General features: G+C 71.5%; 23 protein-coding genes. 10 read left to right on the plus strand and 13 right to left on the minus strand.

What is annotated here, in order from left to right; translation table 11 throughout:
- Positions 1 to 10: 10 nt before the first annotated feature.
- Positions 11 to 1,030 carry a non-homologous end-joining DNA ligase gene (gene ligD, locus EDF23_RS17305; RefSeq protein WP_131922569.1) on the plus strand — a complete coding sequence of 340 codons (1,020 nt, stop codon included), beginning with the start codon at positions 11 to 13 and terminating at the stop codon, positions 1,028 to 1,030.
- Between the two features lie 19 nt (positions 1,031 to 1,049).
- Here ligD and EDF23_RS19360 read toward each other — a convergent pair whose 3' ends face one another.
- From EDF23_RS19360 to EDF23_RS17310, 3 genes are all read right to left on the minus strand, one after another.
- Positions 1,050 to 1,193, minus strand: coding sequence for a hypothetical protein (locus EDF23_RS19360; RefSeq protein ID WP_159573682.1), 144 nt, complete (start codon positions 1,191 to 1,193; stop codon positions 1,050 to 1,052).
- Positions 1,190 to 1,351: a hypothetical protein gene (locus EDF23_RS19365; RefSeq protein ID WP_159573681.1), complete on the minus strand. Its 162-nt coding sequence runs from the start codon at positions 1,349 to 1,351 to the stop codon at positions 1,190 to 1,192. Before EDF23_RS19365 ends, EDF23_RS19360 begins: the two co-directional genes overlap by 4 nt.
- 138 nt (positions 1,352 to 1,489) lie before the next feature.
- The gene (locus tag EDF23_RS17310; protein WP_131922570.1) at positions 1,490 to 2,533 is read right to left on the minus strand and encodes an ATP-dependent DNA ligase; all 1,044 of its coding nucleotides are present in this window, start codon (positions 2,531 to 2,533) and stop codon (positions 1,490 to 1,492) included.
- A gap of 159 nt (positions 2,534 to 2,692) precedes the next feature.
- On the opposite strand from EDF23_RS17310, the gene EDF23_RS17315 reads away from it, so the two are divergent.
- Positions 2,693 to 3,736, plus strand: coding sequence for an MBL fold metallo-hydrolase (locus EDF23_RS17315; protein ID WP_165901184.1), 1,044 nt, complete (start codon positions 2,693 to 2,695; stop codon positions 3,734 to 3,736).
- A 17-nt stretch (positions 3,737 to 3,753) separates the two neighbouring features.
- Here the strand turns inward: EDF23_RS17315 and EDF23_RS17320 are convergent, their stop codons facing one another.
- From EDF23_RS17320 to EDF23_RS17330, 3 genes are all read right to left on the minus strand, one after another.
- Entirely contained in the window at positions 3,754 to 4,386 is a 633-nt protein-coding gene (locus EDF23_RS17320; protein ID WP_131846290.1) for an NAD(P)H-dependent oxidoreductase, read from the minus strand.
- 126 nt (positions 4,387 to 4,512) lie between these two features.
- The gene (locus EDF23_RS17325; RefSeq protein ID WP_131922572.1) at positions 4,513 to 6,099 is read right to left on the minus strand and encodes a putative Ig domain-containing protein; all 1,587 of its coding nucleotides are present in this window, start codon (positions 6,097 to 6,099) and stop codon (positions 4,513 to 4,515) included.
- A gap of 238 nt (positions 6,100 to 6,337) precedes the next feature.
- Positions 6,338 to 7,240 carry a LysR substrate-binding domain-containing protein gene (locus tag EDF23_RS17330; protein WP_111086860.1) on the minus strand — a complete coding sequence of 301 codons (903 nt, stop codon included), beginning with the start codon at positions 7,238 to 7,240 and terminating at the stop codon, positions 6,338 to 6,340.
- Positions 7,241 to 7,345: 105 nt separating this feature from the next.
- Here EDF23_RS17330 and EDF23_RS17335 point away from each other — a divergent pair, with 105 nt between their 5' ends.
- From EDF23_RS17335 to EDF23_RS19370, 3 genes are all read left to right on the plus strand, one after another.
- A complete protein-coding gene (locus EDF23_RS17335) occupies positions 7,346 to 10,804 on the plus strand; it encodes a bifunctional proline dehydrogenase/L-glutamate gamma-semialdehyde dehydrogenase (RefSeq protein WP_131922573.1) in 3,459 nt (1,152 codons plus the stop codon).
- A gap of 158 nt (positions 10,805 to 10,962) precedes the next feature.
- Positions 10,963 to 11,403, plus strand: coding sequence for a VOC family protein (locus tag EDF23_RS17340; protein WP_131922574.1), 441 nt, complete (start codon positions 10,963 to 10,965; stop codon positions 11,401 to 11,403).
- Positions 11,404 to 11,450: 47 nt separating this feature from the next.
- Positions 11,451 to 11,600 carry a hypothetical protein gene (locus EDF23_RS19370; protein ID WP_165901185.1) on the plus strand — a complete coding sequence of 50 codons (150 nt, stop codon included), beginning with the start codon at positions 11,451 to 11,453 and terminating at the stop codon, positions 11,598 to 11,600.
- 19 nt (positions 11,601 to 11,619) lie between these two features.
- Here the strand turns inward: EDF23_RS19370 and EDF23_RS17345 are convergent, their stop codons facing one another.
- On the minus strand, positions 11,620 to 12,063 hold the full coding sequence (locus tag EDF23_RS17345; protein ID WP_123292423.1) for a thioesterase family protein: 444 nt from the start codon (positions 12,061 to 12,063) through the stop codon (positions 11,620 to 11,622).
- Positions 12,060 to 12,668: a QsdR family transcriptional regulator gene (locus EDF23_RS17350; protein WP_131922575.1), complete on the minus strand. Its 609-nt coding sequence runs from the start codon at positions 12,666 to 12,668 to the stop codon at positions 12,060 to 12,062. Before EDF23_RS17350 ends, EDF23_RS17345 begins: the two co-directional genes overlap by 4 nt.
- Positions 12,669 to 12,715: 47 nt before the next feature.
- Between EDF23_RS17350 and EDF23_RS17355 the strand changes: the two genes are divergently transcribed.
- Positions 12,716 to 13,909 (plus strand): acyl-CoA dehydrogenase family protein, encoded by a 1,194-nt coding sequence (locus EDF23_RS17355; protein ID WP_131922576.1) that lies wholly within the window; start codon positions 12,716 to 12,718, stop codon positions 13,907 to 13,909.
- A gap of 104 nt (positions 13,910 to 14,013) precedes the next feature.
- On the opposite strand, the gene EDF23_RS17360 is transcribed toward EDF23_RS17355, so the two are convergent.
- Together EDF23_RS17360 and EDF23_RS17365 are read right to left on the minus strand one after the other, a co-directional pair.
- The gene (locus EDF23_RS17360) at positions 14,014 to 16,098 is read right to left on the minus strand and encodes an alpha/beta fold hydrolase (RefSeq protein ID WP_131922577.1); all 2,085 of its coding nucleotides are present in this window, start codon (positions 16,096 to 16,098) and stop codon (positions 14,014 to 14,016) included.
- The gene (locus EDF23_RS17365; RefSeq protein WP_131922578.1) at positions 16,095 to 16,991 is read right to left on the minus strand and encodes a patatin-like phospholipase family protein; all 897 of its coding nucleotides are present in this window, start codon (positions 16,989 to 16,991) and stop codon (positions 16,095 to 16,097) included. The genes EDF23_RS17360 and EDF23_RS17365 overlap by 4 nt, the downstream gene beginning before the upstream one ends.
- Positions 16,992 to 17,104: 113 nt before the next feature.
- Between EDF23_RS17365 and EDF23_RS17370 the strand changes: the two genes are divergently transcribed.
- Positions 17,105 to 17,914 (plus strand): GAF domain-containing protein, encoded by an 810-nt coding sequence (locus EDF23_RS17370; RefSeq protein ID WP_131922579.1) that lies wholly within the window; start codon positions 17,105 to 17,107, stop codon positions 17,912 to 17,914.
- Between the two features lie 41 nt (positions 17,915 to 17,955).
- The gene (locus EDF23_RS17375; RefSeq protein ID WP_123312988.1) at positions 17,956 to 18,141 is read left to right on the plus strand and encodes a hypothetical protein; all 186 of its coding nucleotides are present in this window, start codon (positions 17,956 to 17,958) and stop codon (positions 18,139 to 18,141) included.
- Between the two features lie 70 nt (positions 18,142 to 18,211).
- Here the strand turns inward: EDF23_RS17375 and EDF23_RS17380 are convergent, their stop codons facing one another.
- Both EDF23_RS17380 and EDF23_RS17385 read right to left on the minus strand, forming a co-directional pair.
- A complete protein-coding gene (locus tag EDF23_RS17380) occupies positions 18,212 to 19,243 on the minus strand; it encodes an NADPH:quinone reductase (protein ID WP_131922580.1) in 1,032 nt (343 codons plus the stop codon).
- 142 nt (positions 19,244 to 19,385) lie between these two features.
- The gene (locus EDF23_RS17385) at positions 19,386 to 19,748 is read right to left on the minus strand and encodes a helix-turn-helix domain-containing protein (RefSeq protein ID WP_111086871.1); all 363 of its coding nucleotides are present in this window, start codon (positions 19,746 to 19,748) and stop codon (positions 19,386 to 19,388) included.
- Positions 19,749 to 19,860: 112 nt separating this feature from the next.
- On the opposite strand from EDF23_RS17385, the gene EDF23_RS17390 reads away from it, so the two are divergent.
- The gene (locus EDF23_RS17390; RefSeq protein WP_123939193.1) at positions 19,861 to 20,508 is read left to right on the plus strand and encodes an NAD(P)H-binding protein; all 648 of its coding nucleotides are present in this window, start codon (positions 19,861 to 19,863) and stop codon (positions 20,506 to 20,508) included.
- A gap of 219 nt (positions 20,509 to 20,727) precedes the next feature.
- Here EDF23_RS17390 and EDF23_RS17395 read toward each other — a convergent pair whose 3' ends face one another.
- On the minus strand, positions 20,728 to 22,050 hold the full coding sequence (locus EDF23_RS17395) for an MFS transporter (RefSeq protein ID WP_123292432.1): 1,323 nt from the start codon (positions 22,048 to 22,050) through the stop codon (positions 20,728 to 20,730).
- A gap of 147 nt (positions 22,051 to 22,197) precedes the next feature.
- Between EDF23_RS17395 and EDF23_RS17400 the strand changes: the two genes are divergently transcribed.
- Positions 22,198 to 23,055, plus strand: a complete 858-nt coding sequence (locus tag EDF23_RS17400) for a LysR substrate-binding domain-containing protein (RefSeq protein ID WP_123292823.1) — start codon at positions 22,198 to 22,200, stop codon at positions 23,053 to 23,055.
- The last annotated feature ends 16 nt before the right edge of the window (positions 23,056 to 23,071 follow it).

Raw genomic sequence — 23,071 nt, forward strand, 5'->3', positions numbered from 1 at the left:
CTTCCGCTGCATGGCGAGCGAAGCGACGACGGTGCGGGTGCCCGGTCCGGACGGGGACCGCGAGGTCCGGATCAGCAGCCCCTCCCGCGTGCTCTGGCCGGAGGCCGGGATCACCAAGGCCGACCTCGCCGAGTACCTGGTGACGGTGGGCGACGCCTTCGTCCGCGCGAACGGCGACCGACCGATCTCGCTGCAGCGGTTCCCCGGCGGCGTCGACGGCGAGCAGTTCTTCTCGAAGAACCCGCCCAAGGGTGCCCCCGACTACGTGCGGTCCGTCACGGTGACGTACCCGAGCGGCCGGAAGCACCCACAGCTCGTCATCGACGAGCCGGCCGTCGCGGTGTGGGCCGCGCAGATGAACACCGTGGTCTTCCACCCGTGGGCATCCCGCGCCGAGGACAGCGAGCACCCGGACCAGCTCCGCATCGACCTCGACCCGCAGCCCGGCACGGACTTCTCGGACACGGTGCCCGTGGCGCAGGAACTCCGGAAGGTCCTGGACGAAGCGGGTCTGACGGCGTGGATCAAGACGAGCGGCAACCGCGGTCTGCACGTCTTCGCGCCGATCGCCCCCGAGCACGAGTTCCTCGACGTCCGGCACGCCGTGATCGCCGCCGCCCGAGAACTCGAACGGCGGATGCCCGACCGGGTCACGACGGCGTGGTGGAAGGAGGAACGAGGCCAACGGGTCTTCGTCGACTTCAACCAGGCGAATCGTGACCGCACGATGGCCGGTGCCTACAGCCCGCGGGCGCTGGCGCACGCCTCGGTGTCGACGCCGATCACGTGGGACGAGCTGCCGACGGCGGACCCGACGGCGTTCACGATCCGGACCGTTCCCGAGCGCCTGGCGACGATCGGTGACCCGTGGCAGGCGATGCACGACGAGTCGGCGAGCATCGCGCCGTTGCTGGCGTGGTGGGAGCGCGACCTGGAGAACGGCGAGGGTGAACTGCCGTTCCCGCCAGACTTCCCAAAGATGCCGGGCGAGCCGCCGCGCGTGCAACCGTCCCGAGCGAAGAAGTCCTGACCCGAGCCAGCGGGGACCGTCAGACGGCGGGCAGCGTGTCCGTCGAGCGGTCGGGGTCGTCGACGCGGGACGTCTGCATCGGCAGTCCGACGCTCGCGGTGTGCAGGCGGGTCAGGCGCGACCAGGTACCGCGGTGCGCGTCGCTGATGCCGTCGACGATCACGAGCCCAGGCCGATCGTGACGAGTGCGAGCGCGGTGGCGGTCACGCCGGCGATGGCGCTGATGACCGCACTGAGCTGCAGGGTGCGCTGGCGGCGTGCCTCGCGCACCTCGGTGAAGGGGTTCCGCTGCGAGTGGCGGACAAGCGTGCTGGTGCTCATGTCGATCCGCTTTCGGTCCTGGGGCTCCCGGGATGGGTGCCTCGTGCTGCTGGTCTCCATCGTGGCAGCGTTTCGCTAGTTCGGCTAACTACTTTCCTGCGATGACCGGCAAGACGACGAAAAACGGACAACCACGCGTCAGGACAGGACATCCCGCAGGTCGTACGCCGATGGCACCTCGAGCTGGTCGAACCCGCACGACTCCGCGTCGCGGTCCGGACGCCACCGTTCGAACTGCACGGTGTGCCGGAACCGGTCGCCCTCCATCTGGTCGTAGCGGACCTCGAGCACGACCTCCGGCGCCAGCCGGACGAACGACGTGTCGCGACCCGACGAGAAACGCGACCGTTCCCCGTCACCGGTGACGGGCCTCCCGTCCGCATCGCGGAGCACGACGGGCTCGAGCTCGTCGACCAGGGCGAGCCGGCGCTTGTCGGAGAAGGCGGAGACGCCGCCGACCTGGCGGAGCTCACCGTCGTCGCCGTACAGCCCGACGAGCAGCGACCCGACGCCCGAGCCGCTCTTGTGCACGCGGTACCCGATCGCGACGACGTCGGCCGTCCGGTGGTGCTTGATCTTGAGCATGGTCCGCTTGCCCGGTTCGTACGGCTTGGCCCGGCGCTTGGCGACCACGCCGTCGAGTCCGGCGCCCTCGAAGGTGGTGAGCCACTCGCGTGCCTGGTCGACGTCGAGTGTGGTGCGCGTGACGAACAGCGGGTCGGACATGCCGCTCGCGAGCTGTTCCAGCCGGTCACGTCGTTCGTCGAACGGCAGGTCGACCAGCTCGTCGCCGTCCGCTGCGAGCAGGTCGAACGCGACGAACTGCGCGGGCGTCTCGGCGCTGAGCTTCGCGATCCGCGAGGCCGCCGGGTGGATGCGCTGGGACAGCGCCTCCCAGTCGAGGCGCTCGGCTCCGGGCTGGCCGGAGCGCAGGATCACCTCGCCGTCGAGCACCACTGGGTGGTCGCGGCCGCCGAACTGCGCGCGGAAGGCCTCGACGAGTTCGGGGAAGTAGCGCGTGAGCGGCTTCGCCCCGCGGCTGCCGATCTCGACGTCGTCGCCGTCGATCGTCACGATGCCGCGGAAGCCGTCCCACTTCGGTTCGTACCGCAGGCCGCCGGTCACGCTGTCGGGTTCCGGGACCTCGGCGACGGCCTTGGCGAGCATCGGTGCGATCTCCATGCGTCGTGTCTACTCGGGCGCGGGTGGGCAGCGCTGCGCGCTTCGTGAGCAGGAATGGTCGGGTCCGGCGCGACGACTCGACCATTCCTGCTCACGACGTGCGGCCGGGAGGCCCGGATCACCCGGGGCAGGTCGGCTCGCGTCAGTACTGTGGTGCGGGTGACGACCGTGCCCCCGTCGGCAGCGCCGGCTCCGGAACCGATCAGCCCCGTGCAGGCCGCCGCGCTCCGCGACGGCGTCCTGCCGCCCGTCGAACAGGTCCGGCCGGGGATCTGGACCTTCGCGGTGCCGTTCCGGTTCGGGGTGCCCGACGCGACCCTGGTCTACGTCGTCGAGGGGTCGGACGGGTCCCTCGCGCTGATCGACCCCGGGTGGTCGTCCGACGGCGGGCTCGACGAGGTCCGCGCCGCACTGTCGGCGATCGGCCGGTCGCTCGACGACGTGTCCCTCGTCGCCGTGACGCACCTGCACGCCGACCACCTCGGTGCTGCCGCCGCGGTCCGCCGAGCGACCGGTGCGCGGGTCGCGATGCACGGGCTCGAGGTGGACGCCCTCGACCGCGAGCGCACCGACGCGGTGCGGAACGACGCCGACATCGCCACGTGGGGCCTGCCGCCCGAGCTGCACGACGGCGTCGTCGCGGCCTGGGGGAGCGGGCGACGGATCGGGCTCGGGCGGAGCGAGGCGCCCTACGCCGACCTGCTGCTGGCCGACGGCGACGAGCTGCCGATCCCGGGGCGCACCATCCGGACGCTCTGGACGCCCGGGCACACCGCCGGGCACGTGTGCTACGTCGACGAGGCAGACGGGCTGCTGTTCACCGGTGACCACGTGCTGCCGCGGATCAACTCCGGGATCGGCCTCGGTGGTCGGACCGCCACGAACCCGCTCGGCGACTACCTGGCGTCGCTCGGCCGACTCGACGTGTACGCCGGGCTCGAGGTCTGCCCGGGCCATGAGTACCGGTTCGCCGACGTCGTCGCCCGCGCGCAGACGCTGGCTCGACACCGCGAGGAGCGGTCGCGGCACGTCGCCGAGGCGCTCGACCTGCTCGACCGGCCCACGCTGTTCGAGGTCGCCGCACGCGTGCCGTTCAGCGGCGGGATCGAGTCGATGACCGGGTTCCTGCTCGCGAGCGCACTGACGCAGACGGCGTTCCACGCCGAGCTGCTCGGCCGGTCGGACGAGATCCGTCCCGCCTGACCGCTCGCGTCCTGACCTCAGCCGAGGGTCGACGCCAGGCGCTCGATCGTCGTCTTCGCGTCGGCGAGCTCGGCGGACGCGTGCTCGGCGAGCGGGGCGAGGTCGGGCAGCCGGTCGGCCAGGGTCGCACTGACCGTGATCGGGTAGAGCTTCATGCCGAGCGCCGTGCCGAGGATGAGGTGCAGGACCGGCGAGCCGTGGTCCCAGTCCTCGGTCGGGGTGCCGGCGTCGTACGTCGCACCGCGGCTGACCACGGTCACGACCGGACGGCCGGCCAAGGGCTGCACGTCGCCCGCCAGGACCCCGGGGATGTGGATGCGGTCGATCCAGGCCTTGAGCGTCGACGGCACCGTGTAGTTGTACAGCGGCGACCCGACGACCACGACGTCGGCGGCGAGGAGTTCGTCGATGACCTCCTGGCGCAGTGCCTCGGCCTCGGGAGCGACGGACTCGTCCGCGGTGCGGTCCGCTGCCGCCCAGTGCAGCGCCGAGGTCTCGAGGTGCGGGAGCTGGTCGACGTGCAGGTCGCGGCGGACCACCGTGTACTCCGGTCCGCGTGCGCGCCAGGCATCGGCGAACGCGGCGGTCAGCGCGCGCGAACGGGAGTGGGAGAGGTCGGCCGAGGAGTCGATGTGCAGCAGCGTGGGCATGGTGCCCACGCTACCGACGGTGAGACGGAAACGGCCCCGCCGCCCCGGGGAGGGGACAGGCGGGGCCGAGCCGGGCCTCCCGTCCGTCACGCGGGCACGCGACGGACGGGAGACAACGGGGGACCGTCAGCGCTGTGCGCGGCGACGGCGCAGGGTGCGGGCGCCGATCAGGCCGGCACCGGCGACGAGCAGACCGAGGGCCCAGGGCAGGGCGCCGGTGGCGTCCGAACCCGTGTAGGCGAGCTGGCCGCCACGGTTCGTCGGGGTGACCGGTGCGGCCGCGGGGACCGGGGTGGTCGGGGTGACGACGGTGGCGGCGGTCGGCTGGACTTCGACGGGGAACGACGTGCTGAACGCGCCAGCGGCGACGGTCAGGTTGTGCGTCGAGGCGTGCGGGAACGTGACGTTCACGAGCCCGAAGTCGCCGAAGTCCGGGTCCGGAGCGATGACGTCACTGGCGATGTCCGACGTGACGGTCGGCAGCAGGACCGGAGCGTCCTCGTCGTCGTCGACGATCGGGTTGCCGTAGCGGTCGGCGAGACCACCAGCGACGACGAGCGTGCCGCCCTGCTTGATGGTCGGGCGACCGCCCTCGATGAACTCTTCGGGGCTCAGGGTGATGACGCTGCCGTCGGGCGCGATGATCCAGGTCGTCCGGTCGTCGCTGTCGTCGTCGTCGAACAGGCCCGCGCGGTCGGTCGTGTAGACCAGGATGCCGGCCGGGGCGCCGGCCTCGACGTTCAGCGCGACGTACTGCGTCACCGATGCGGTGCCGCTGGTCGCGGTGACGGCGAAGTCCCACTCGGAGACCCACGTCGTGACGCCGCTCAGCTCACCGGTCGACGCGTCGAAGGTCAGGCCGTCCGGCAGCTGATCGGAGGGGAAGTAGCCCTCTTCCTCGTTCTCCGCGGCGTTCTCGGCGTCGTACGACTCGAACCAGTCGAGCTTGTACGTCGGCTCGGGCGAACCCTGCGCACGGAACGTGTACGAGAACGCGTCGCCGGCGGCGGTGCTCAGAGCGAGCGGGTGGTCGGCGTCGGCGCCGGCCGTCGTGGGCTTGCCGTCGGTGCCGAGGAACGCGGGGTCCTGCGCGACCGGGGCGGTCGCCTCGGACGTCACCGCGGTGGTGTCGGTCGCGTCCGGCAGCGTGCCGGTCACCGTGACGGTGATCGTCTTGCGCACGTCGGTGGGGTCGATGCGGTAGGTCGCGGTCTTCGACAGGACCGCGCCGTTCTGGTCAGCCCAGACGTACCTGTACGTGGACTCCTCGTCGAAGCCGGTGACGACCGCGCTCAGGAGGGCGCCGACCTTGGCCGCACCGTCGATGGTGACGGTCGCGTCGGCGGCCTTCGCCGTGACGTCCGGGGTCGGCGTCGCGGTCGGCGCCGGGGTCTCGGCGGCCGGAGCCGTCGTCTCGGGCGCGGCCGGCTCGTCGTCGGGAGTGGTCGCCTCGTCGGTCGGTGCCGGGGTCTCCTCGGCGGGGGACGGGGCGTCGGTCGAGGCGTCCGTGGGGACCTCGGTCGGAGCGGGCGTCTCGGCCGAGTCGGTCGGTGCCGGGGTCTCGGCGGAGGTGACGGGCTGCGTCGAGTCGATCGGCTCGACGGCACTGGCTGCGGTCGCGGACATGATGCCGAGTCCGGTGGTCAGGCCGACGAGTGCGACGGTGGTGCCGACGGCGCATGCGCGACGGACGGCGGAGGTGCTGCGGTGCACGGGTTCCCCCCAGGGTGAGGTCCGGCTGGGTGGCCGGATCGTGAGAATCTGCCGAGAGTTTCGGCGTTCTCGGATCGTAGCGGTGCTGCACGCCCGTACAGGCGACGGTGACCGGAATGTGACCATGCTTGGGGGTGCGTGCGGCAACCCGCGTCGGACGGGAGGCCCGTGGCGGATCCGCCACGGGCCTCCCGTCCGTCATCCGGTGCGGTCCACCGCGTCAGGCGCGTCAGGCAGATCAGTCGCCGACGGCCGCCGCGGCACGTTCGAGGGCGGCGCGCAGCGCACGGACCGCGGGCGAGGACGCCCCGGCGGCGCGCACGACGGTGAAGATCGTGCGGCGGGGCTGCTCGGGCAGTTCGAGCAGTCGGCAGGTCGTCGTGCGTCCGGTCCACATCAGGTCCGGCATCAGGCTGACCGCGTTGCCGGACTCGACCAGTCGGATCTGGGTCTGCAGGTCGGCGGTCTCGTAGCGGACGTCCGGCTCGAAGCCCCAGCGTCGGCACACCTGCTCCGCGAAGTGCCGCGAGGCCGTCCCGCGGGGTTCCATCACCCACGGCAGGGCCTCGGCGTCCTCGAGGCTCGAGACCGGTAGCAGCGCCGTGTCGAGCGGCGGCAGCGCTAGGCGGACCGCATCGGTGGTCAGGTCCGAGCGGTCGAGCCCGGACAGGTGCGGGGCAGCGTGCGCCGGGTACTGCTCGGCGATGACCATGTCGAAGTCCCGCGCCCACGTCTCGTTCAGGGCGGTCTCCGGCTCGCGCTGGACCATCTCGACGCGGACGTCGGGGTGCTCGGTGGCCATCTCGTGCAGGGCGTTGGGCATCAGCGCGAGGGCGGCGGACTGGAACACGGCGACGCGCACTCGCCCCTGGACCGACGGCAGGGTGTCCTCGACCTGCGCCTGGGCCTGCTCGAGCACGTCCTGCACGTGGCCGGCGGCGGCGACCAGCACCTCGGCCTGCGGGGTGAGCTGCAACCGTCGACCCGCCTTGCGGAGGAGCTGCACCCCTGCCTCGCGTTCCAGGGCGCTGAGCTGCTGCGAGACCGCCGACGGCGTGAAGTTCATGGCCTCGGCGACGGCGGCGATGGTCCCGCGGATCGACAGCTCGCGGAGCAGGACCAGGCGGCGGACATCGAGCATGGTCTGACGGTAGCGGGGTCGCGGCTGATTCGGTAGTGCAACTGAACGGTACCCATCAGGAACGGTCGCTTCCGCTACCGTATCCCGGGCCTCCACACTGATCCCATGACGACCCTGCAGGAGCACCCCGCCACCGACCACGACGCGCTGGCGGACCAGTCCGTCGCACTCGTCCGACAGTGGCTGGCCGAGGCCGAGTCGTTCCCGGTGGACGGCTCCGCCAAGCAGCTCGCCGGGGTGCTCGCCGACCCCGCCGGTCTCGACTTCGCGGTCGGCTTCGTGGACGGCGTCGTCCGCCCGGAAGACCTCGCCGTCGCCGCGCGCAAGCTCCGGCAGATCGCGCCCGGTGCCCCCGGGTTCCTGCCCGCCGCGATGCGCGGACTCGTGCGCCTCGGTGGCGGCATGGCGCCGATGCTGCCGGGCGTCGTCGTGCCCATCGCCCGCCGGGTGCTGCGGGGCATGGTCGGCCACCTCATCGTCGACGCGACCGACTCGAAGCTCGGGCCCGCCATCGCCAAGATCAAGCGGGACGGCGTCCGGCTCAACGTGAACCTGCTCGGCGAGGCCGTGCTGGGCGAGCGCGAGGCCGCGCGCCGGCTCGAGGGCACGCACAAGCTCCTGGCACGCGACGACGTCGACTACGTGTCGATCAAGGTCTCGTCGACCGTGCACCCGCACTCGCCGTGGGCGTTCGACCACGCCGTCGACGACATCGTCGAGCAGCTCCGCCCGCTGTTCACGCGCGCCGCGGCCTCGACCCCGGCGAAGTTCATCAACCTCGACATGGAGGAGTACAAGGACCTCGACCTGACGATCGCGGTCTTCACGAAGCTCCTTGACGAGCCCGCGTTCCTCGGGCTCGAAGCCGGCATCGTCCTGCAGGCGTACCTGCCCGACGCGCTCGCCGCGATGGAGCAGCTGCAGGAGTGGTCCGCCGCCCGCCGCGCCCGAGGTGGTGCCGGCATCAAGGTCCGCCTGGTCAAGGGCGCGAACCTGCCGATGGAGCAGGTCGAGGCCTCGGTGCACGGCTGGCCGCTCGCCACCTGGCACACCAAGCAGGACTCCGACACCAACTACAAGCGCGTGCTCGACTGGGCGCTCACCCCGTCGCGCGTCGAGAACGTCCGCGTCGGTGTCGCCGGGCACAACCTGTTCGACGTCGCGCACGCCTGGCTGCTCGCCGGCGAACGGGGCGTTCGGGACGGCATCGAGTTCGAGATGCTGCTCGGCATGGCGCAGGGCCAGGCGTCGGCAGTGAAGAACACGGTCGGTTCCCTCCTGCTCTACACGCCGGTCGTCCACCCCGGAGAGTTCGACGTCGCGATCGCGTACCTGATCCGCCGCCTCGAAGAAGGCGCCTCGCAGGACAACTTCATGTCCGCGGTCTTCTCGCTGGTGTCGTCGCCGCCGCTGTTCGCCCGCGAAGAAGAACGCTTCCGCGCCTCGCTCGTGCCGCTCGCCACACCCGAGGGCCTCGCCGCTCCCGCGTCCCACCGCGTCGCCGACCGCTACGCGGCCGTTGGGCGCCCCGGACCCGGCCGGTTCGAGAACACGCCGGACAGCGACCCGTCGGTCGCGTCGGTGCGCCAGTGGGGTTCGGCCATCACGGACCGGATCGCGTCGTCGACGCTCGGCGTCCGCGCCGTCCAGGAGGCCCGGGTCGACTCCGCCGCGTCGCTCGACTCGGCGCTCGCTCGCGTCCAGGCCGCCGGTGCGGTCTGGGGGACCTGGTCCGGTGCCGCTCGTGGCGCGGTGCTGCACGCCGTCGGCGACGCACTCGAGGCCAACCGTGCAGCACTCATCGAGGTCATGGCCGCGGAGACCGGCAAGACCATCGACCAGGCCGACCCCGAGGTGTCCGAAGCGATCGACTTCGCACACTTCTACGGCTCGCTCGCGTCGCAGCTCGACGACCTCGACGGTGCGACCTTCACCCCGGCCACGCTGACCCTCGTCGCGCCGCCGTGGAACTTCCCGGTCGCGATCCCCGCCGGCTCGACCCTGGCCGCACTCGCTGCCGGGTCCGCCGTCGTCCTCAAGCCGGCGCCGCCCGCCGAGCGCTCCGGAGCCGTCCTCGCCTCGATCATCGAGACCGCGCTCGACGCCCACGGGGCCCCGGCCGACGTGCTCGCGTTCCTGCAGGTGTCCGAGAACGAGCTCGGCCAGCAGCTCATCGCCTCGCCGATGGTCGACCAGGTGATCCTCACCGGTGCCTACGAGACCGCTGAGCTGTTCCGCTCGTTCCGCTCGGACCTGCCGCTGCTCGCCGAGACCTCGGGCAAGAACGCCGTGATCGTCACCCCGTCGTCGGACCTCGACCTCGCGGTGAAGGACGTCGTCGCCTCGGCCTTCGGGCACGCCGGCCAGAAGTGCTCGGCCGCGTCGCTCGTGGTCATGGTCGGCTCGGTCGCGAAGTCGAAGCGCTTCCGCAACCAGCTCCTCGACGCCGTGTCCTCGCTCACCATCGGCTCCCCGACCGACCCCACCACCCAGATGGGTCCGATCATCGAGCCGGCCTCGGGCAAGCTGCTCGCCGGCCTGACGACGCTCGGTGCGGGGGAGACCTGGGCCGTCGAGCCGAAGCAGCTCGACGAGACCGGCAAGCTCTGGAGCCCGGGTGTCCGCCAGGGCGTCCGCCGCGGCTCGGAGTTCCACCGCACCGAGTACTTCGGTCCGATCCTCGGCATGATGACCGCCGACACCCTCGACGAAGCGATCGACATCGTCAACGAGGTCGACTACGGCCTGACCTCGGGCCTGCACTCGCTCGACCCGGCCGAGATCGGTACCTGGCTCGGGCGGATCCAGGCGGGCAACCTCTACGTCAACCGCGGCATCACGGGCGCCATCGTCCGCCGGCAGCCGTTCGGTGGCTGGAAGAAGTCCGCCGTCGGCGCGGGCACGAAGGCCGGCGGGCTGAACTACCTGCTCGGGCTCGGGTCGTGGGCGCCTGCTCTGTCGACTGCTGCGTCCGTTCCTTCTGCTCCGGTCAGCGCCTTCGTTCGTGCGACCGGGGTCACCTCGCCGGTGCTCGACCGGTCGCTGGCGTCGGACGAGCAGGCCTGGTCGACGCTGTTCGGCACCGCGACCGACGTCTCGGCCCTGAGCGCCGAGCGGAACATCGCGCGGTACCTGCCGTTCCCGTCGGTGCAGGTGCGGCTGGCTTCTGGTGACGAGGATGCTGTTCCTGACCTCGTCCGCGTCGTCGCGGCTGCGCTCCGGGCCGGCACGGCGATCGACGTCTCGACGGCCGCCGCGCTGCCGACACCCGTCGCATCGGCGCTCCGCTCGCTGCCCAACGTGCGCTCCGTGTCGCAGGCGGTCTCCGACGAGTCCTTCGCGTCGTCGATCGCGGCGGGCCCGTCGACCCGTGTCCGGCTCATCGGCGGCGACACGTCGACGCTGTACTCGGCGATCGGCGGGCGTCCCGACGTCGCGGTGTACGGCGGCCCCGTGACCGAGGCCGGTCGGCTCGAGATCCTGCCGTTCGTCCGCGAGCAGGCGGTCTCGATCACGGCGCACCGCTTCGGTACGCCGAACCACCTGACCGACGAGCTCATCTGACCGGACCGCGGCGCTGGCGTTCGGGTCCAGCGCCGCTGTCCGGTCGCCGCACGGTGTCGGGTGCTTCGGAGGGGCAGAGCGTTGCCTCGGGTGCGCGTCGCAACCACGGCGCGCACCCGACAGCACTGGCGTCGGGTCGAACCCGGAGGAGCCCCACCATGACCGAACCGTTCGCACGTCCGACCGCCCTCGCCCACGTCCGCGTCACCGTGACCGACATCCACCGCAGCAAGGCGTTCTACCAGCAGCTGCTCGGCACCGACCCGGCGATCGACTTCAGCGACCACGTCGACGAGCCCGGCGTTCGCGAGGACCGTGAGCGCTTCTACGGCGGCTCCGTGTTCCGGCTCGGCGACCAGGTCTTCGGTCTCCGCCCGGTCGCCCCGGCGGGGCAGACGTTCGACCCGGATACCGTCGGGCTCGACCACGTCAGCTTCGTCGTGGGATCCGTCGACGAGCTGCACCAGGCGGCCGCACGTCTCGACGCCGCGGGGGTCGAGCACGGCGAGGTGACCGACCTCGGGGACGCCGGCATGGTGATCCTGTCCGTGCAGGACCCCGACGACATCAACCTCGAGCTCGCTGCCCTCAAGTCCTGAGCAGTCCTCGGGCCGCGGGCTAGCATGGGGTGACGAGAGGGGACGTCATGCGCTTCGTGCAAGCCATCGGCCGGGGGATCGGCTTCGTGTTGTCGACGGCGGCGAAGGTGCTCGGGACTCTGAACGGCGCAAAGCCCGCGGGTGACGACCTCGCTGTGCGGCTGAACCAGCCCCTTCGCGACGACTACCGCCCCTGACCGGGCGTCGTGCGCGCGGTCAATCGGCGACGGCGGGCTCCTGTGCGACCATCGTGCCGGTCACGAGCGCGCGCAGCGACTCCGGCAGGGGGATCGGTCGGCGGGCGCCCTCGCGGTCGATGATGACGTGCGCGAACTCACCGGTGGCGAGCAGTGCGCCGTCGGACTGCCGGAACAGGCCGAACTCCCACGACAGGCTCGTGTTGCCGAGGTGCTTGGACCGCATCCCGACCTCGATGACGTCCGGCCACACGGCGGACTCGACGAAGCGGCAGCTCGACGACACCAGCACTGCGATCCACTCCGACGTGAAGGGGTCGAGACCCGCTTCCTCGCGGAACCAGTACGTCGACGCGTTGTCCATCGCCGAGTAGTAGATCGTGTTGTTGACGTGCCCGAACATGTCGTTGTCGTTCCACCGTGTGGGGTAGAGGCGGCGGAACGGGTACTCGTCGATGGTCATCGGTCTCCGATCGGAGGTGCGGGTGTGGCGTGATCGGCGGCGGGGCGCAGCACGTACTCGAACGCGGCGCGTGCCCGGACGGGGTCGGGGGCCTCACCGGAGATGAACTCAGCGTAGGTGAACGACTCTGAGATCCGGACGAGCAGCCGGGCGAGCTCCTCGGCGGACAGCGGGGCCGGATCGAACTCGCCGGACGACTGCTCCTCGACCACGAGCGCGGTGACCCGCTCGACGAACCGGCTCTGCACGTCGCTCTCCGAGGTGGTCAGCAGGCGCATCGCCCGCGCGGGTTCGCGGGTCAGGAAGGCGCGGAAGTAGGTGGCCTCGATGAGGTCGGCGGTGAACCGGTCGAGCACGTCGACGATGCGCGCCGCTCCGGACGACCCGATCGTGTCGGCAGCGCGGGACGCCCGGTCGAGCGTCGGGACTGCAAGGGACCACAGGAGCTCGGACAGCAACCGGTCACGGTTGCCCACCCACCGGAACAGCGACGTACGGTCCACGCCGAGTGCGGCAGCCAACGCGCCCATGTCGATCCGCGAGCCGTCGATGAACGTGTGGCGGGCCTCCCGGAAGGCGCGCAGCGCAGAATCCGATGTGTACACGCGGTCCTCCCTTGCAACGTTTTCGAGAATGATGCATCGTTGGTTCCATGTCAACGCTGACGCCCACGACGGGCCTCCTCGAATCGGACTTCTACGGCTTCCAACAGCAGCTGACCGAGCCGGAGCGCGCGTCGATCGGGCGACTCCGCGAGTACCTCGAGCGCGAGGTCGCGCCCATCGCCGACGGGTACTGGGCACGTGCCGAGTTCCCGATGCAGGTGATCGCCCCGCTCGCCGAGCTCGGGATGTACGGGCCGGGGATCCCGCTCGTGCGCCAGTTCGAGAACTCGGCCGTGTACCGCGGGTGGGCGGCGCTCGAGCTCGGACGCGTCGACGCCAGCGTCGCGACGTTCATCGGCGTGCAGTCGGGTCTGGCGATGAACTCGATCGCCGTCGCCGGCAGCGAGGAACAGCAGCGCGAGTGGCTGCCGCGCATGGCGGCCGGCGAGCTCATCGGTGCGTTCGGCCTGACCGAACCGCTGTCCGGCAGCGACTCCGCACGTGGCCTGCGCACCACCGCCCGCCGCGACGGCGACACGTGGGTGCTCGACGGTGAGAAGCGCTGGATCGGCAACGCCACCTTCGCCGACGTCGTCGTCATCTGGGCGAAGGACGTCGCGGACGAGCAGGTGAAGGGCTTCCTGGTCACCACGGACACCCCCGGCTTCACCGCCACGAAGATCGAGGACAAGATCGCGCTGCGCGGGGTGCAGAACGCCGACATCGTCATGCAGGGGGTGCGCGTGCCGGAATCGCGTCGACTGCAGCGCGCCGACTCGTTCCGGTCGACCGCCGAGGTGCTCCGCCTGACCCGCACCGAGGTGGCCTGGCAGGCCGTCGGCATCGCAGTCGGCGCCTACGACGCGGCGCTCGCGTACGCCCGCGAGCGGATCCAGTTCGGTAAGCCCATCGCCGCGCACCAGCTCGTGCAGGACCTGCTCGTGAAGTCGCTGTCGAACATCACGGCCTCGATCGCGCTCTGCACGCAGGCCTCGGCCATGCAGGACGCCGGCGTCGGGGGCGACGAGCACTCCGCCCTGGCGAAGGCGTTCGCGACCGCGAAGATGCGTGAGACCGTGGGCTGGTGTCGCGAGGTGCAGGGCGGCAACGGCATCGTGCTCGACAAGGGAGTGGCCCGGTTCTTCGCGGACGCCGAGGCGATCTACTCGTACGAGGGCACGCGCGAGGTGAACACGCTGATCGTCGGTCGGGCGATCACCGGGCAGGCCGCGTTCGTCTAGCAGCCCGCCCGGATCGGGTCGGTCGGGTGGATCCGACCCGGAACGACGTTCTCGATGTCGTGCGACGTCGATCGTGTCGTTCCGGGTCGACCGCCACGCCCGCGCTACCCGAGCAGCTCCGGCCGCTCCCACTCCTGGCCGAGCACGTGCTGCCCGAGGAACGCGAACACCGTCTCGTACCAGACCACGGCGTGCTGCGGCGAGAGCACCCAGTGGTTCTCGTCCGGGAAGTACAGGAACCGGTGCGGCATCGTGCCGTCGTCGGCCGCGTGGTGCTCGGCGAGCTCGGACCACAGTCGCAGCCCCTCGCCGATCGGCACCCGGTAGTCCTTGTCGCCGTGGACCACGAGCATCGGTGACGTGATGTCCGCCACGAACCGGTGCGGGTCGTTGGCCTCGATGCCGGCGGCGTCGAAGATCGACGACCAGTACTGCGACGAGTCCGTGGTGCCGTTGAACTGGTCGAGCGCCCACAGGCTTGCGTGCGTGACGATCGCGCGGAAGCGGTCGGTGTGCCCGGCGACCCAGTTCGCCATGTAGCCGCCGAACGAGCCGCCCATCGCCGCCGTGCGGGTCTCGTCGATGTCCGCTCGGGCCTCGACCACGTCCGTGATCGCCAGCAGGTCGGTGTACGGCGCCTGCCCCCACGCGTTCCACCCACGGTTCACGAAGTCGAGCCCGTAGCCGGTCGACAGTGCCGGGTCCGGCAGCAGCACGGCGTACCCGCGCGCCGCCAGGAGCATCGGGTTCCACCGCCACGACCACTGGTTCCACGAGTTGAGCGGTCCGCCGTGGATCCAGAGCAGCAGCGGGTGCGGCCCGTCACCCTCCGGCACGACCAGCCAGCCGCGCACGCGCGCGCCGTCGGCCGCGGTCGTCTCGACCTCTTCCAGGTGCGCGGGGACCTCGGGCAGGGGCGCAGGCGTCGCGAGCGGGGTCACCTCGCCGTCCGTCGCGATCCGCACGGGGTGCAGCGGTGCCGCCCAGGAGGCCCGGAGCGCCACGACCGCGCCCGTCGCCTCCGCCACGCGCAGGCTCGAGTACGCCCAGTCGTCGTGGGTCAGCTGTTCGACGGCTGCGCCGTCGAGCGGGATGCGGAACACGGGTGCCCGGCCGTCCTGGTCGGCCACGGCGAGCAGCGCTCGGTCGCCGTGCTCGAACACGAGCTCGCTCGGCCAGCGGTCCCAGTCGGTGGCGATGCGGCGCGGGTCCGACCCGTCGATGCCGGCCGTCCAGACCTCTTGCTGGTTCGCACCGGCGGGGGTGGAGCGCACCGTCCGGACCCAGGCGATCGTGCGACCGTCGTGGCTCAGCGCGGGCATCTCGTGGTCGACGTCGGCGTCGTCGAACAGCACCGAGCGGTGGCCGCTGGTGCAGTCGATCGTGACGAGCGTCGAGCGGTCCCCACGGGCCTCCCGGACACCCACGGCTGCCAACAGGACGGAACCATCGGGCGTGAGTGCCCCGGCGACGTGGTCCAGCGACCGGCCGGGAGCCGGCGTGCGGTCGGTGAGGCGGGGGAGCGCGGTTGCGTCCTCGGCGTGGTCTTCGGTCTGGCCTTCGGCCAGGTCGAGCGTGAGGATGTGGGTCTGGGCCGGCCCGAGGTCGTGGTCCCAGTACCGCACCGGGTACGTCTCGTGCAGGATCGCGCGGACCTTCTTGTCCGTGCGGGCCTTCCGGAGCTGGGCGTCGGCGTCGACCACGGTGGCCGGGTCGGTACCGGCGCCGGGCAGCAGGTCGGCGGTGAGCGCTGCGGTGTCGGCGGCCGCAGCGGTCGCCAGGACGCCGCCGACCCCGCCGGTGAGCCGCGTCAGGGGGCGCGCTTCACCACCGGCCGCCGGGAGGACCCAGAGCTGGGCGGCGTCGGCGTCGGTGGCATCGGCGTCGGGGCGGGCGGAGACGAAGAGCAGGTCGCCGGTGCGGGTGAAGGCGATGCCGCCCTCACCCTTGGCGGAACGGGTGAGGCGGACCGCGGTACCGGCTGCGGCGCTGCCCGCTGCGTCGGCATCGGCGTTCGTTTCGGTGTCGTTGCCGGCGGGCACCTGCCAGATCGAGCGCCGGTACCCGGTGCGGTCCGGGTCGAGCGCACTGACAGTCAGGGCGACGCGCTCACCGTTCGGGCTGATAGCGATCCCGTCGACCCGGGGGAGCGCGATGTACTGGTCGAGGTCGGAGAACGGCGTCGTCATGCGACCACGCTCACCAGGTCATCGGCCCAGAAGGCGGCGATCTGCTCGGCGACCGCCGTGCCCTGGGCGCGGCCGGCCTCGGCCGAGGGCGCCTGGGTGGCCAGCGAGAGCGAGTTCGTGCCGAAGGCTTCCTGCGCGGTGCTGTCCGCCACGACGACCTCGACCGAGCTGCCGCCGGCGCGGAGCGACTCGACCGCGACGTCGAGCCACGGGCCGACCGGCGACGGACCCTCGGGACCGCAGGCGATCACGAGGACACGCTCGTGTCCGGCGGCGGCGTCGGCGTTCGTGCCGGAGCGGACCCCGCCGTCGACGTACGGTCGGCCCTCGATGCCGACGGGCGACCACACGAAGGGCACGGAGCAGCTCGCGGCGACCGCACGGGGGAGCGGGACGCCGTCGGCCGCGGTCAGCAGTCGGAACGTGCCGTCGGTGGCGTCGACCGCGGTGATCGCGAGCGGCTTCGCCGGCCAGTCGGTGGACGGCAGGGTCTCGGTGAAGGTCGCCACGCGCTCGTCGTCGGACTGTCCGTCGGTGACCTGCTGGGCGGCGAGGCCGAGGCGGGCGCGGGCGTCCTGCTCGCCGGTCGCGCCCTCGAGCGCGGCACCGATCCGCTGCTGGACGGCGTCGGTGTCGATGGCCGGCGGCTCGACGTAGGTCGTCGGTGCGGGGGTGTGCTGCTGGTCGTACGCCTGCTGCACCGCGCCGTTCCGGACGAAGGCGCCGACGACGCTGCCGGCGCTCGTGCCGACGACCAGGTCTGCGGCGTCGAGGTCGACGCCGGCGTCCTGCAGGGCGGTGAGGACGCCGACCTCCCAGGCGATGCCGGCGACACCTCCGCCACCCAGGACGAGGGCTCTGGATCCGGGAACTGGCGTGCTGGCATCGGTCATGGGTCTTGCTTACCAGGTGCGTGCGACGGGCCGGTGGAGGCCGACAGATCCTGTGGAGAACCGACCTGTGGACAACTCCGTCTGCGTCGGTGGCGTGACCTAGCGTCGTGGTCATGGGGCAACAGCGTTCAGGACGGGTCGGCACGGTCGGGTGGCCGATCGTGGTGGCGGCCGCGCCCACTGCGGCGTTCCAGCTGCCGAACCTGTTCGTCACCCCGGCGGTCCGACTGTCGCTCGTCGTGTTCGGGCTCGTCGTGCTGGCCGGTGCCGTGGCGGTGCAGGTGGTCCGGACCCGACGCAGCGACGCTGCGCGGGCGGTGGCCGAGGAGAACGCGACCGGGGCCGGACTCGAACAGTCGACGGCGGTCCGGTACGCGTTCGGCCAGATCGCCACCCGGCTCGTCAGGTTCACCGAACTGCCCCGTTCCGAGCGCCACGGCGAACTCTCCGTGATCGCCGACCGGGTCGCCGTGGCCCTGGCGTTCTACCTGCTGCCGAAGGTGCCCGACGTCCGTGCCAACGTGTACCAGCTGTCCACCGATCTGCGTGCGCTCGAGCCGATCGGTCACGGGGGTGCCGGCGACACCGCCGGGGTCTTCCGCGCGGGCACGCCCTACGGCGACCGCAACCTCGAGTGGGTGCTGGTCGGGGGATCACCCCGGATCGTCGGCGACCGCTCGGCCGACGTCGACGTGGACCAGGACGTGCCGGGCTTCGAACCGCGCTACTCGTCGTACGTCTCGGTGGTGATCCGGTCCGACCAGTACTCGTTCGGCATGCTCACCGTCGACTCCCCGGTCCCCGACGCGTTCACCGAACTCGACGCCAAGAACATCGCGATGATGGCGTCGTTCATGGCCGTGGCGTTCTCGTTGACCTACTCGTTCCCCGAGCGCGACCGCAATCCAAGGAAAGGCCCGTGATGCTCACACGCTCTGTCGGACGCTCGACGTACGATGCCCTCATGACGACCGTGAACCCTGCTCCGCCGTCGTTCGGGCGTGCCCGGATCTCATCGCCGAACTGGAACGACACCACCACCGACGCCGACTACGAGGACCTCGACGTCATCGCCGCCAACATCGAGCGCGAGCGCGAAGCAGCCCGGATCCGGGTCGCCGCAGCCATCGCCGCGCGCCTGGGTCGCTGACCCTTCCCGCACCGTCCACGACGAACGGCTCCCACGGGTGTGGGAGCCGTTCGTCGTCTGGGCGTCGGGGCTACTGCGCCTCGGGCACGTCGATCAGCACCTTGCCGACGGTGTCCTGCTCGACGGCGTCGTGCGCGTCCGCGGTGCGGGCGAGGTCGAAGCGGGTGAGCGGCAGTCCCGCGTCCGCGCCGACCGGCAGCACACCGTCGTGCAGTGCCTCGGTGACGTCCTCGGCCGCAGCGGACAGGGCCTCGTCGCCGATCGTGTAGAGCAGCAGGAACTGGTAGCGCGCGTTCACGCTCATGTTCGGGCGGATCGGCAGCGTGGCCTCGTCGCCGCCGTTGTTCGCGTAGATCGACACGACGCCGTGGTTCGCGAGGACGTCGGCGACCAGCTCGGCGTTCTGGGGGATCGACACCTCGACGACGATGTCGACGCCGTCCGGTGCGATCTCGCGGATGCGGGCCGCGGGGTCGTCCTGCCGGTAGTTCACGACGTGGTGGGCACCCGCCGCGGTGGCGAGAGCGGCCTTGTCGTCCGAGCTGATCGTCGTGATCACCGTCGCGCCGGCCCAACGGGCGAGCTGGATGGCCGCGTGCCCCACCGCTCCGGCACCACCGGCGACGAGCACCGTGACGCCGTCGAGCGCACCGGGGCCGAGTCGTGCGGGGCCGTCCTCGTGCGTCGTGAGGGCGCGGTGCGCGGTCATCGCCGGGACACCGAGCGAAGCACCGACGTCGAAGCTCGTCTCGTCGGGCAGGCGGACCGCTCGGGTCTCCGGCACGACGGTGTACTCCTGTGCGGTGCCGGTCGGGCGCGAGGCGGCGGCCATGAAGAGCCACACGCGGTCACCGACGGCGAGGTCCTCGACACCCGGGCCGACCGCGTCGACGACACCGGCGCCGTCCTGGTTCGGGGTGATCTCGGGGAAGGGCAGGCCGTCGCCGTAGGTACCGCCCGCCCGGGCCTTCCAGTCCGTCGGGTTCACGCCGGAGACGACGACGCGGACGCGGACCTCGCCGGCGCCGGGTTCGGGGACGTCCCGCTCGACGAGTTCGAGGACGCTGCTGTCACCGGGCTTCGTGTAGACGATCGATCGCATGCCCCCAGGCAACCACTCGCCGCCGTCGGGGATTCCGAGTGTGGGCGTGGCGGCACTTCGTGAGCACAAATGGTCGGGTGCGTTCGGCGGACCCGACCATTTCTGCTCACGAAGCGCCCCCGCCCCCGTCCGCCCCGCCAGCTCAGCGCGCGTCGTACTCCACGCGCGACACCGCGACGTCGTCCATGTGGGACGTCGCCCACGCCTCGAGCGGCTCGAGCACCCGGCGGAGCGACCGCCCGCGATCGGTGAGCTCGTACTCGACGTGCGGCGGGATCTCGGGGAACACCGTACGGGTGACGAGTCCGTCCCGCTCGAGTGCCCGGAGGGTCTGGGTGAGCATCTTCTGCGACACGCCCTGCACCCGGTTCGCGATCGCCGAGTACCGTTGCGGCCCGTCGGCGAGGGTGCCGATCGTCAGCACGCTCCACCGGTCGCCGATGCGGTCGAGCAGCTGGCGACTGGGGCAGTCGGCCGCGTAGGGGCTGTACTCGAGTGCTGACATCTGGACTGGCCTCCGTGACGAACGAGCTCCGTTACGCACCGTGAGGTGCCTACTTACTCAAAGAGAGTAACTCTTGTACGGTGAGCAGCACCAGCCCCACGAAAGGAACAGCATGACCAGCATCGTCGTCTTCGGAGGCACCGGCTACGCCGGCTCCGCCATCACCCGCGAAGCCCTCTCCCGTGGCATCGCCGTCACCGCCGTCGCGCGCGACACGAGCAAGCTCGACGCCGCCGAGGGCCTGACCCTGGCGCAGGGCGATGCCTTCGACGCCGACTTCGTGGCCGAGGTCACGAAGGACGCCGACGTCATCGTCGTCGCCCTGCACGCGGTCCAGTCGGACGGCAGTGAGCTCAAGGATAAGTTCCAGCACTTCGTCGACGCTGCGGCCAACGCCGGTGCGCGTCTCGGCATCGTCGGCGGCGCCGGTTCGCTGCTCGTCGCCGACGGTGGACCGCGCCTGTTCGACTCGGCCGAGTTCCCGGACGCGTTCAAGGGTGAGGCGAAGAGCCACGCGCAGATCCTCGACGCGCTCCGTGCCTCGGACACCGACGTCGACTGGTTCTACGTCAGCCCGGCCGCCGGCTACGGCAGCTACAACCCGGGCGAGCGTCGTGGCACCTACCGCACGACCGACGAGGTCCTGCTGACCGACGCCGAGGGCAACTCGGACATCTCCGGCGACGACTTCGGCCTGGCCTTCGTCGACGAGATCGCGAACCCGGCGCACCACCAGGCCCGTTTCGGCGTGGCGTACTGAGGCAACCGCTCACCGGACGGGAGGCGCGTGGCGGGGCCGCCCCGTGCCTCCCGTCCGTCCCGGACTGCGTCCGCGCCCTGTTGCGGGCATTGCACCCCTGTGTGTCGGGGCGCGACGCCCGCAACGGGGCGCAACGCCTTGGCGCGCGCCGGACGGGAGGCTCGTGGCGACGCCGCCATGGTCCTCCCGCCCGGCGCGCCGGTGCGCCCACCGCCCCGCTCAGTGGGCGACGATGGCCGGCAGTGGCACGTGGTGGCGCATGCGCACGGCGAGGTGCAGGCCACCTCGGCGGGCGAGGACGAGCGCGATCACGGCCGCGGCCGCCGCGGGCACCCCACCGGCGACCATCATCCCGACGTGCGCCCCGAAGTGGTCGACGACCTGGCCCATCAGCGGCCCACCGATCGCCTGGCCGCCGAGCAGCACGAGCACGTAGAGCGACATCACCCGGCCGCGGATCGCCACGTTCGACGACAGCTGCACGAGCGAGTTCGACGCGGTCTGGAACAGCAGCTGCGACATCCCGACGGCGACGAGCGCCACGGTGAACGGCGCGATCACGGGGATCGACCCCGAGACGACGAGCAGCACCCCGGTCCAGAACACCCCACCGACGATGGTCCGGAGCCGCACGACCGCCCGCCGCGTGGAGAGCAGGGCGCCGACGAGCGCACCGATCGCCACGGCCGAGTTGAACACGCCGTACCCGGCGGCGCCGACGTCGTACACCTGTGACGCGAAGGCCGACAGCAGCACGGGCATCGTCAGCGCGAACACCGAGAAGAACGCCACGAGGATCACCGGCACGATGATCGTCGGCTTGTTCACGGCGTAGCGGAGCCCCTCGATCAGCTGCCCCTTGCCGCGGGGCGCCGGGGGCGTGCGGTGCAGCTCCGAGACCTTCAGGAACCCGAGCGTCACGACGACGGCGACGCAGGCGATCGCGTTCACGCCGAACGACCACCCGGCCCCGACCGCGACGAGCAGTGCGCCGGAGAGCGCCGGACCGATCATGCCGCCGAGCTGGAACACCGACGAGTTCACGCTGATCGCGTTGCGGAGGTGCTGGTGCCCGACGATCTCGGTGACGAACACCTGGCGGGCCGGGTTGTCGATCACGGTGACCATGCCGACCAGGAACGCGATCACCCAGATGTGCCAGGCCTCGACCACACCGGCGAGCGTCAGCACGGCGAGCAGCGCGGACAGCACCGCGAAGGCGCCCTGCGTGATCATCATCAGCGCGCGCTTCGAGAACCGGTCGACGAGCACGCCGCCGAGCAGCCCGAACAGCAGCATCGGCGCGAACTGGCAGGCGACGGTGATGCCGACCTGCGCGACCGAGCCGGTCAGCTGCAGGACGAGCCAGTCCTGGGCGATGCGCTGCATCCACCCGGCGGTCATCGCGACGAGGTTGGTGGCCGTGAACAGCCGGAAGTTCGGCACGGACAGGGCGATGAGGGTGTGCCGCCAGGGCGGGCGGGTGGCCTGGATCGGGAGTGGTTCGGTGGGCGGGGGGAGGGTCGTCGATGACGCACTCACGGTGAGGGGTTCTCCGGACGTCGTTGCGGATCTGGTACCCCAACGAAACTACGTGGCCGGGCGCCATTCGACACCCCTATGGTGGCTATCAATCCATTGCGATGTCGAATGACCGCGCGAACGACCGCGCGAACGAACGAGGTGCCCGTGCTCGATCCGGTCCTGCTGCAGACCTTCCTGGCCGTCGCCGAGACGCAGAGCTTCACGCAGGCCGGAGCCCGCCTCGGCATCAGCCAGCCCACCGTCTCCCAGCACGTCCGGCGGCTCGAGACCGCGGTGTCCCGCACCCTCGTCGCCCGCGACACCCGTGGCGTCACCCTCACCGACAACGGCGACGCGATGGCCGGCTTCGCCCGGACGATCCTCGCGGCGCACGCCACCGCGGACGCCTACTTCTCGGGGTCGGCGACCCGTGGGCGCCTCCGGTTCGGTGCGGCCGACGACCTCGCGATCACGCAGTTGCCGCGAATCCTCCGGGACTTCCGGCGGCTGCACCCGCAGGTGAACCTCGAGCTGACGGTGAACCAGTCGTCACCGCTCCTGCGCCGGGTGCACGCCGGGCAGCTCGACCTGGTGTTCATCAAGCAGACCGCGGGGGAGTCCGCCGAGGGCACCCGGGTCGCGACCGACCAGATGGTGTGGATGGCGCAGGACGGCATCGCGGTCGAACGCGACGAGCCCGTGCCGCTCATCGCGTACCAGGCGCCGAGCATCAGCCGGCAGATGGCGATCGACGCCCTCGAGGCCGCGGGCCGCACCTGGCGGATCACCTGCAACACCCGCGACGTGAACGGCGTGCTGGCGGCGGTGCGCGCGGGGATCGGCGTGGCGGTGTTCCCGCACTCGCTCATCCCGGCGGACCTGGTGAAGGTGTCGCAGCGGCTCGGGCTGCCGGACCTGCCGGCGGTCGACTACGTCCTCATCGCGAACCCGACGGTGCAGCGCGAGCCGATCGACGCCCTGACGAACGCGATCCTGTCCCGCGGGGTCGTCCGCGCGGTCTGACCGCGCCAGCCGAGGG

Origin of the sequence: Curtobacterium sp. PhB128 (assembly GCF_004340725.1) — a bacterium.
Taxonomy (GTDB): Bacteria; Actinomycetota; Actinomycetes; order Actinomycetales; family Microbacteriaceae; genus Curtobacterium.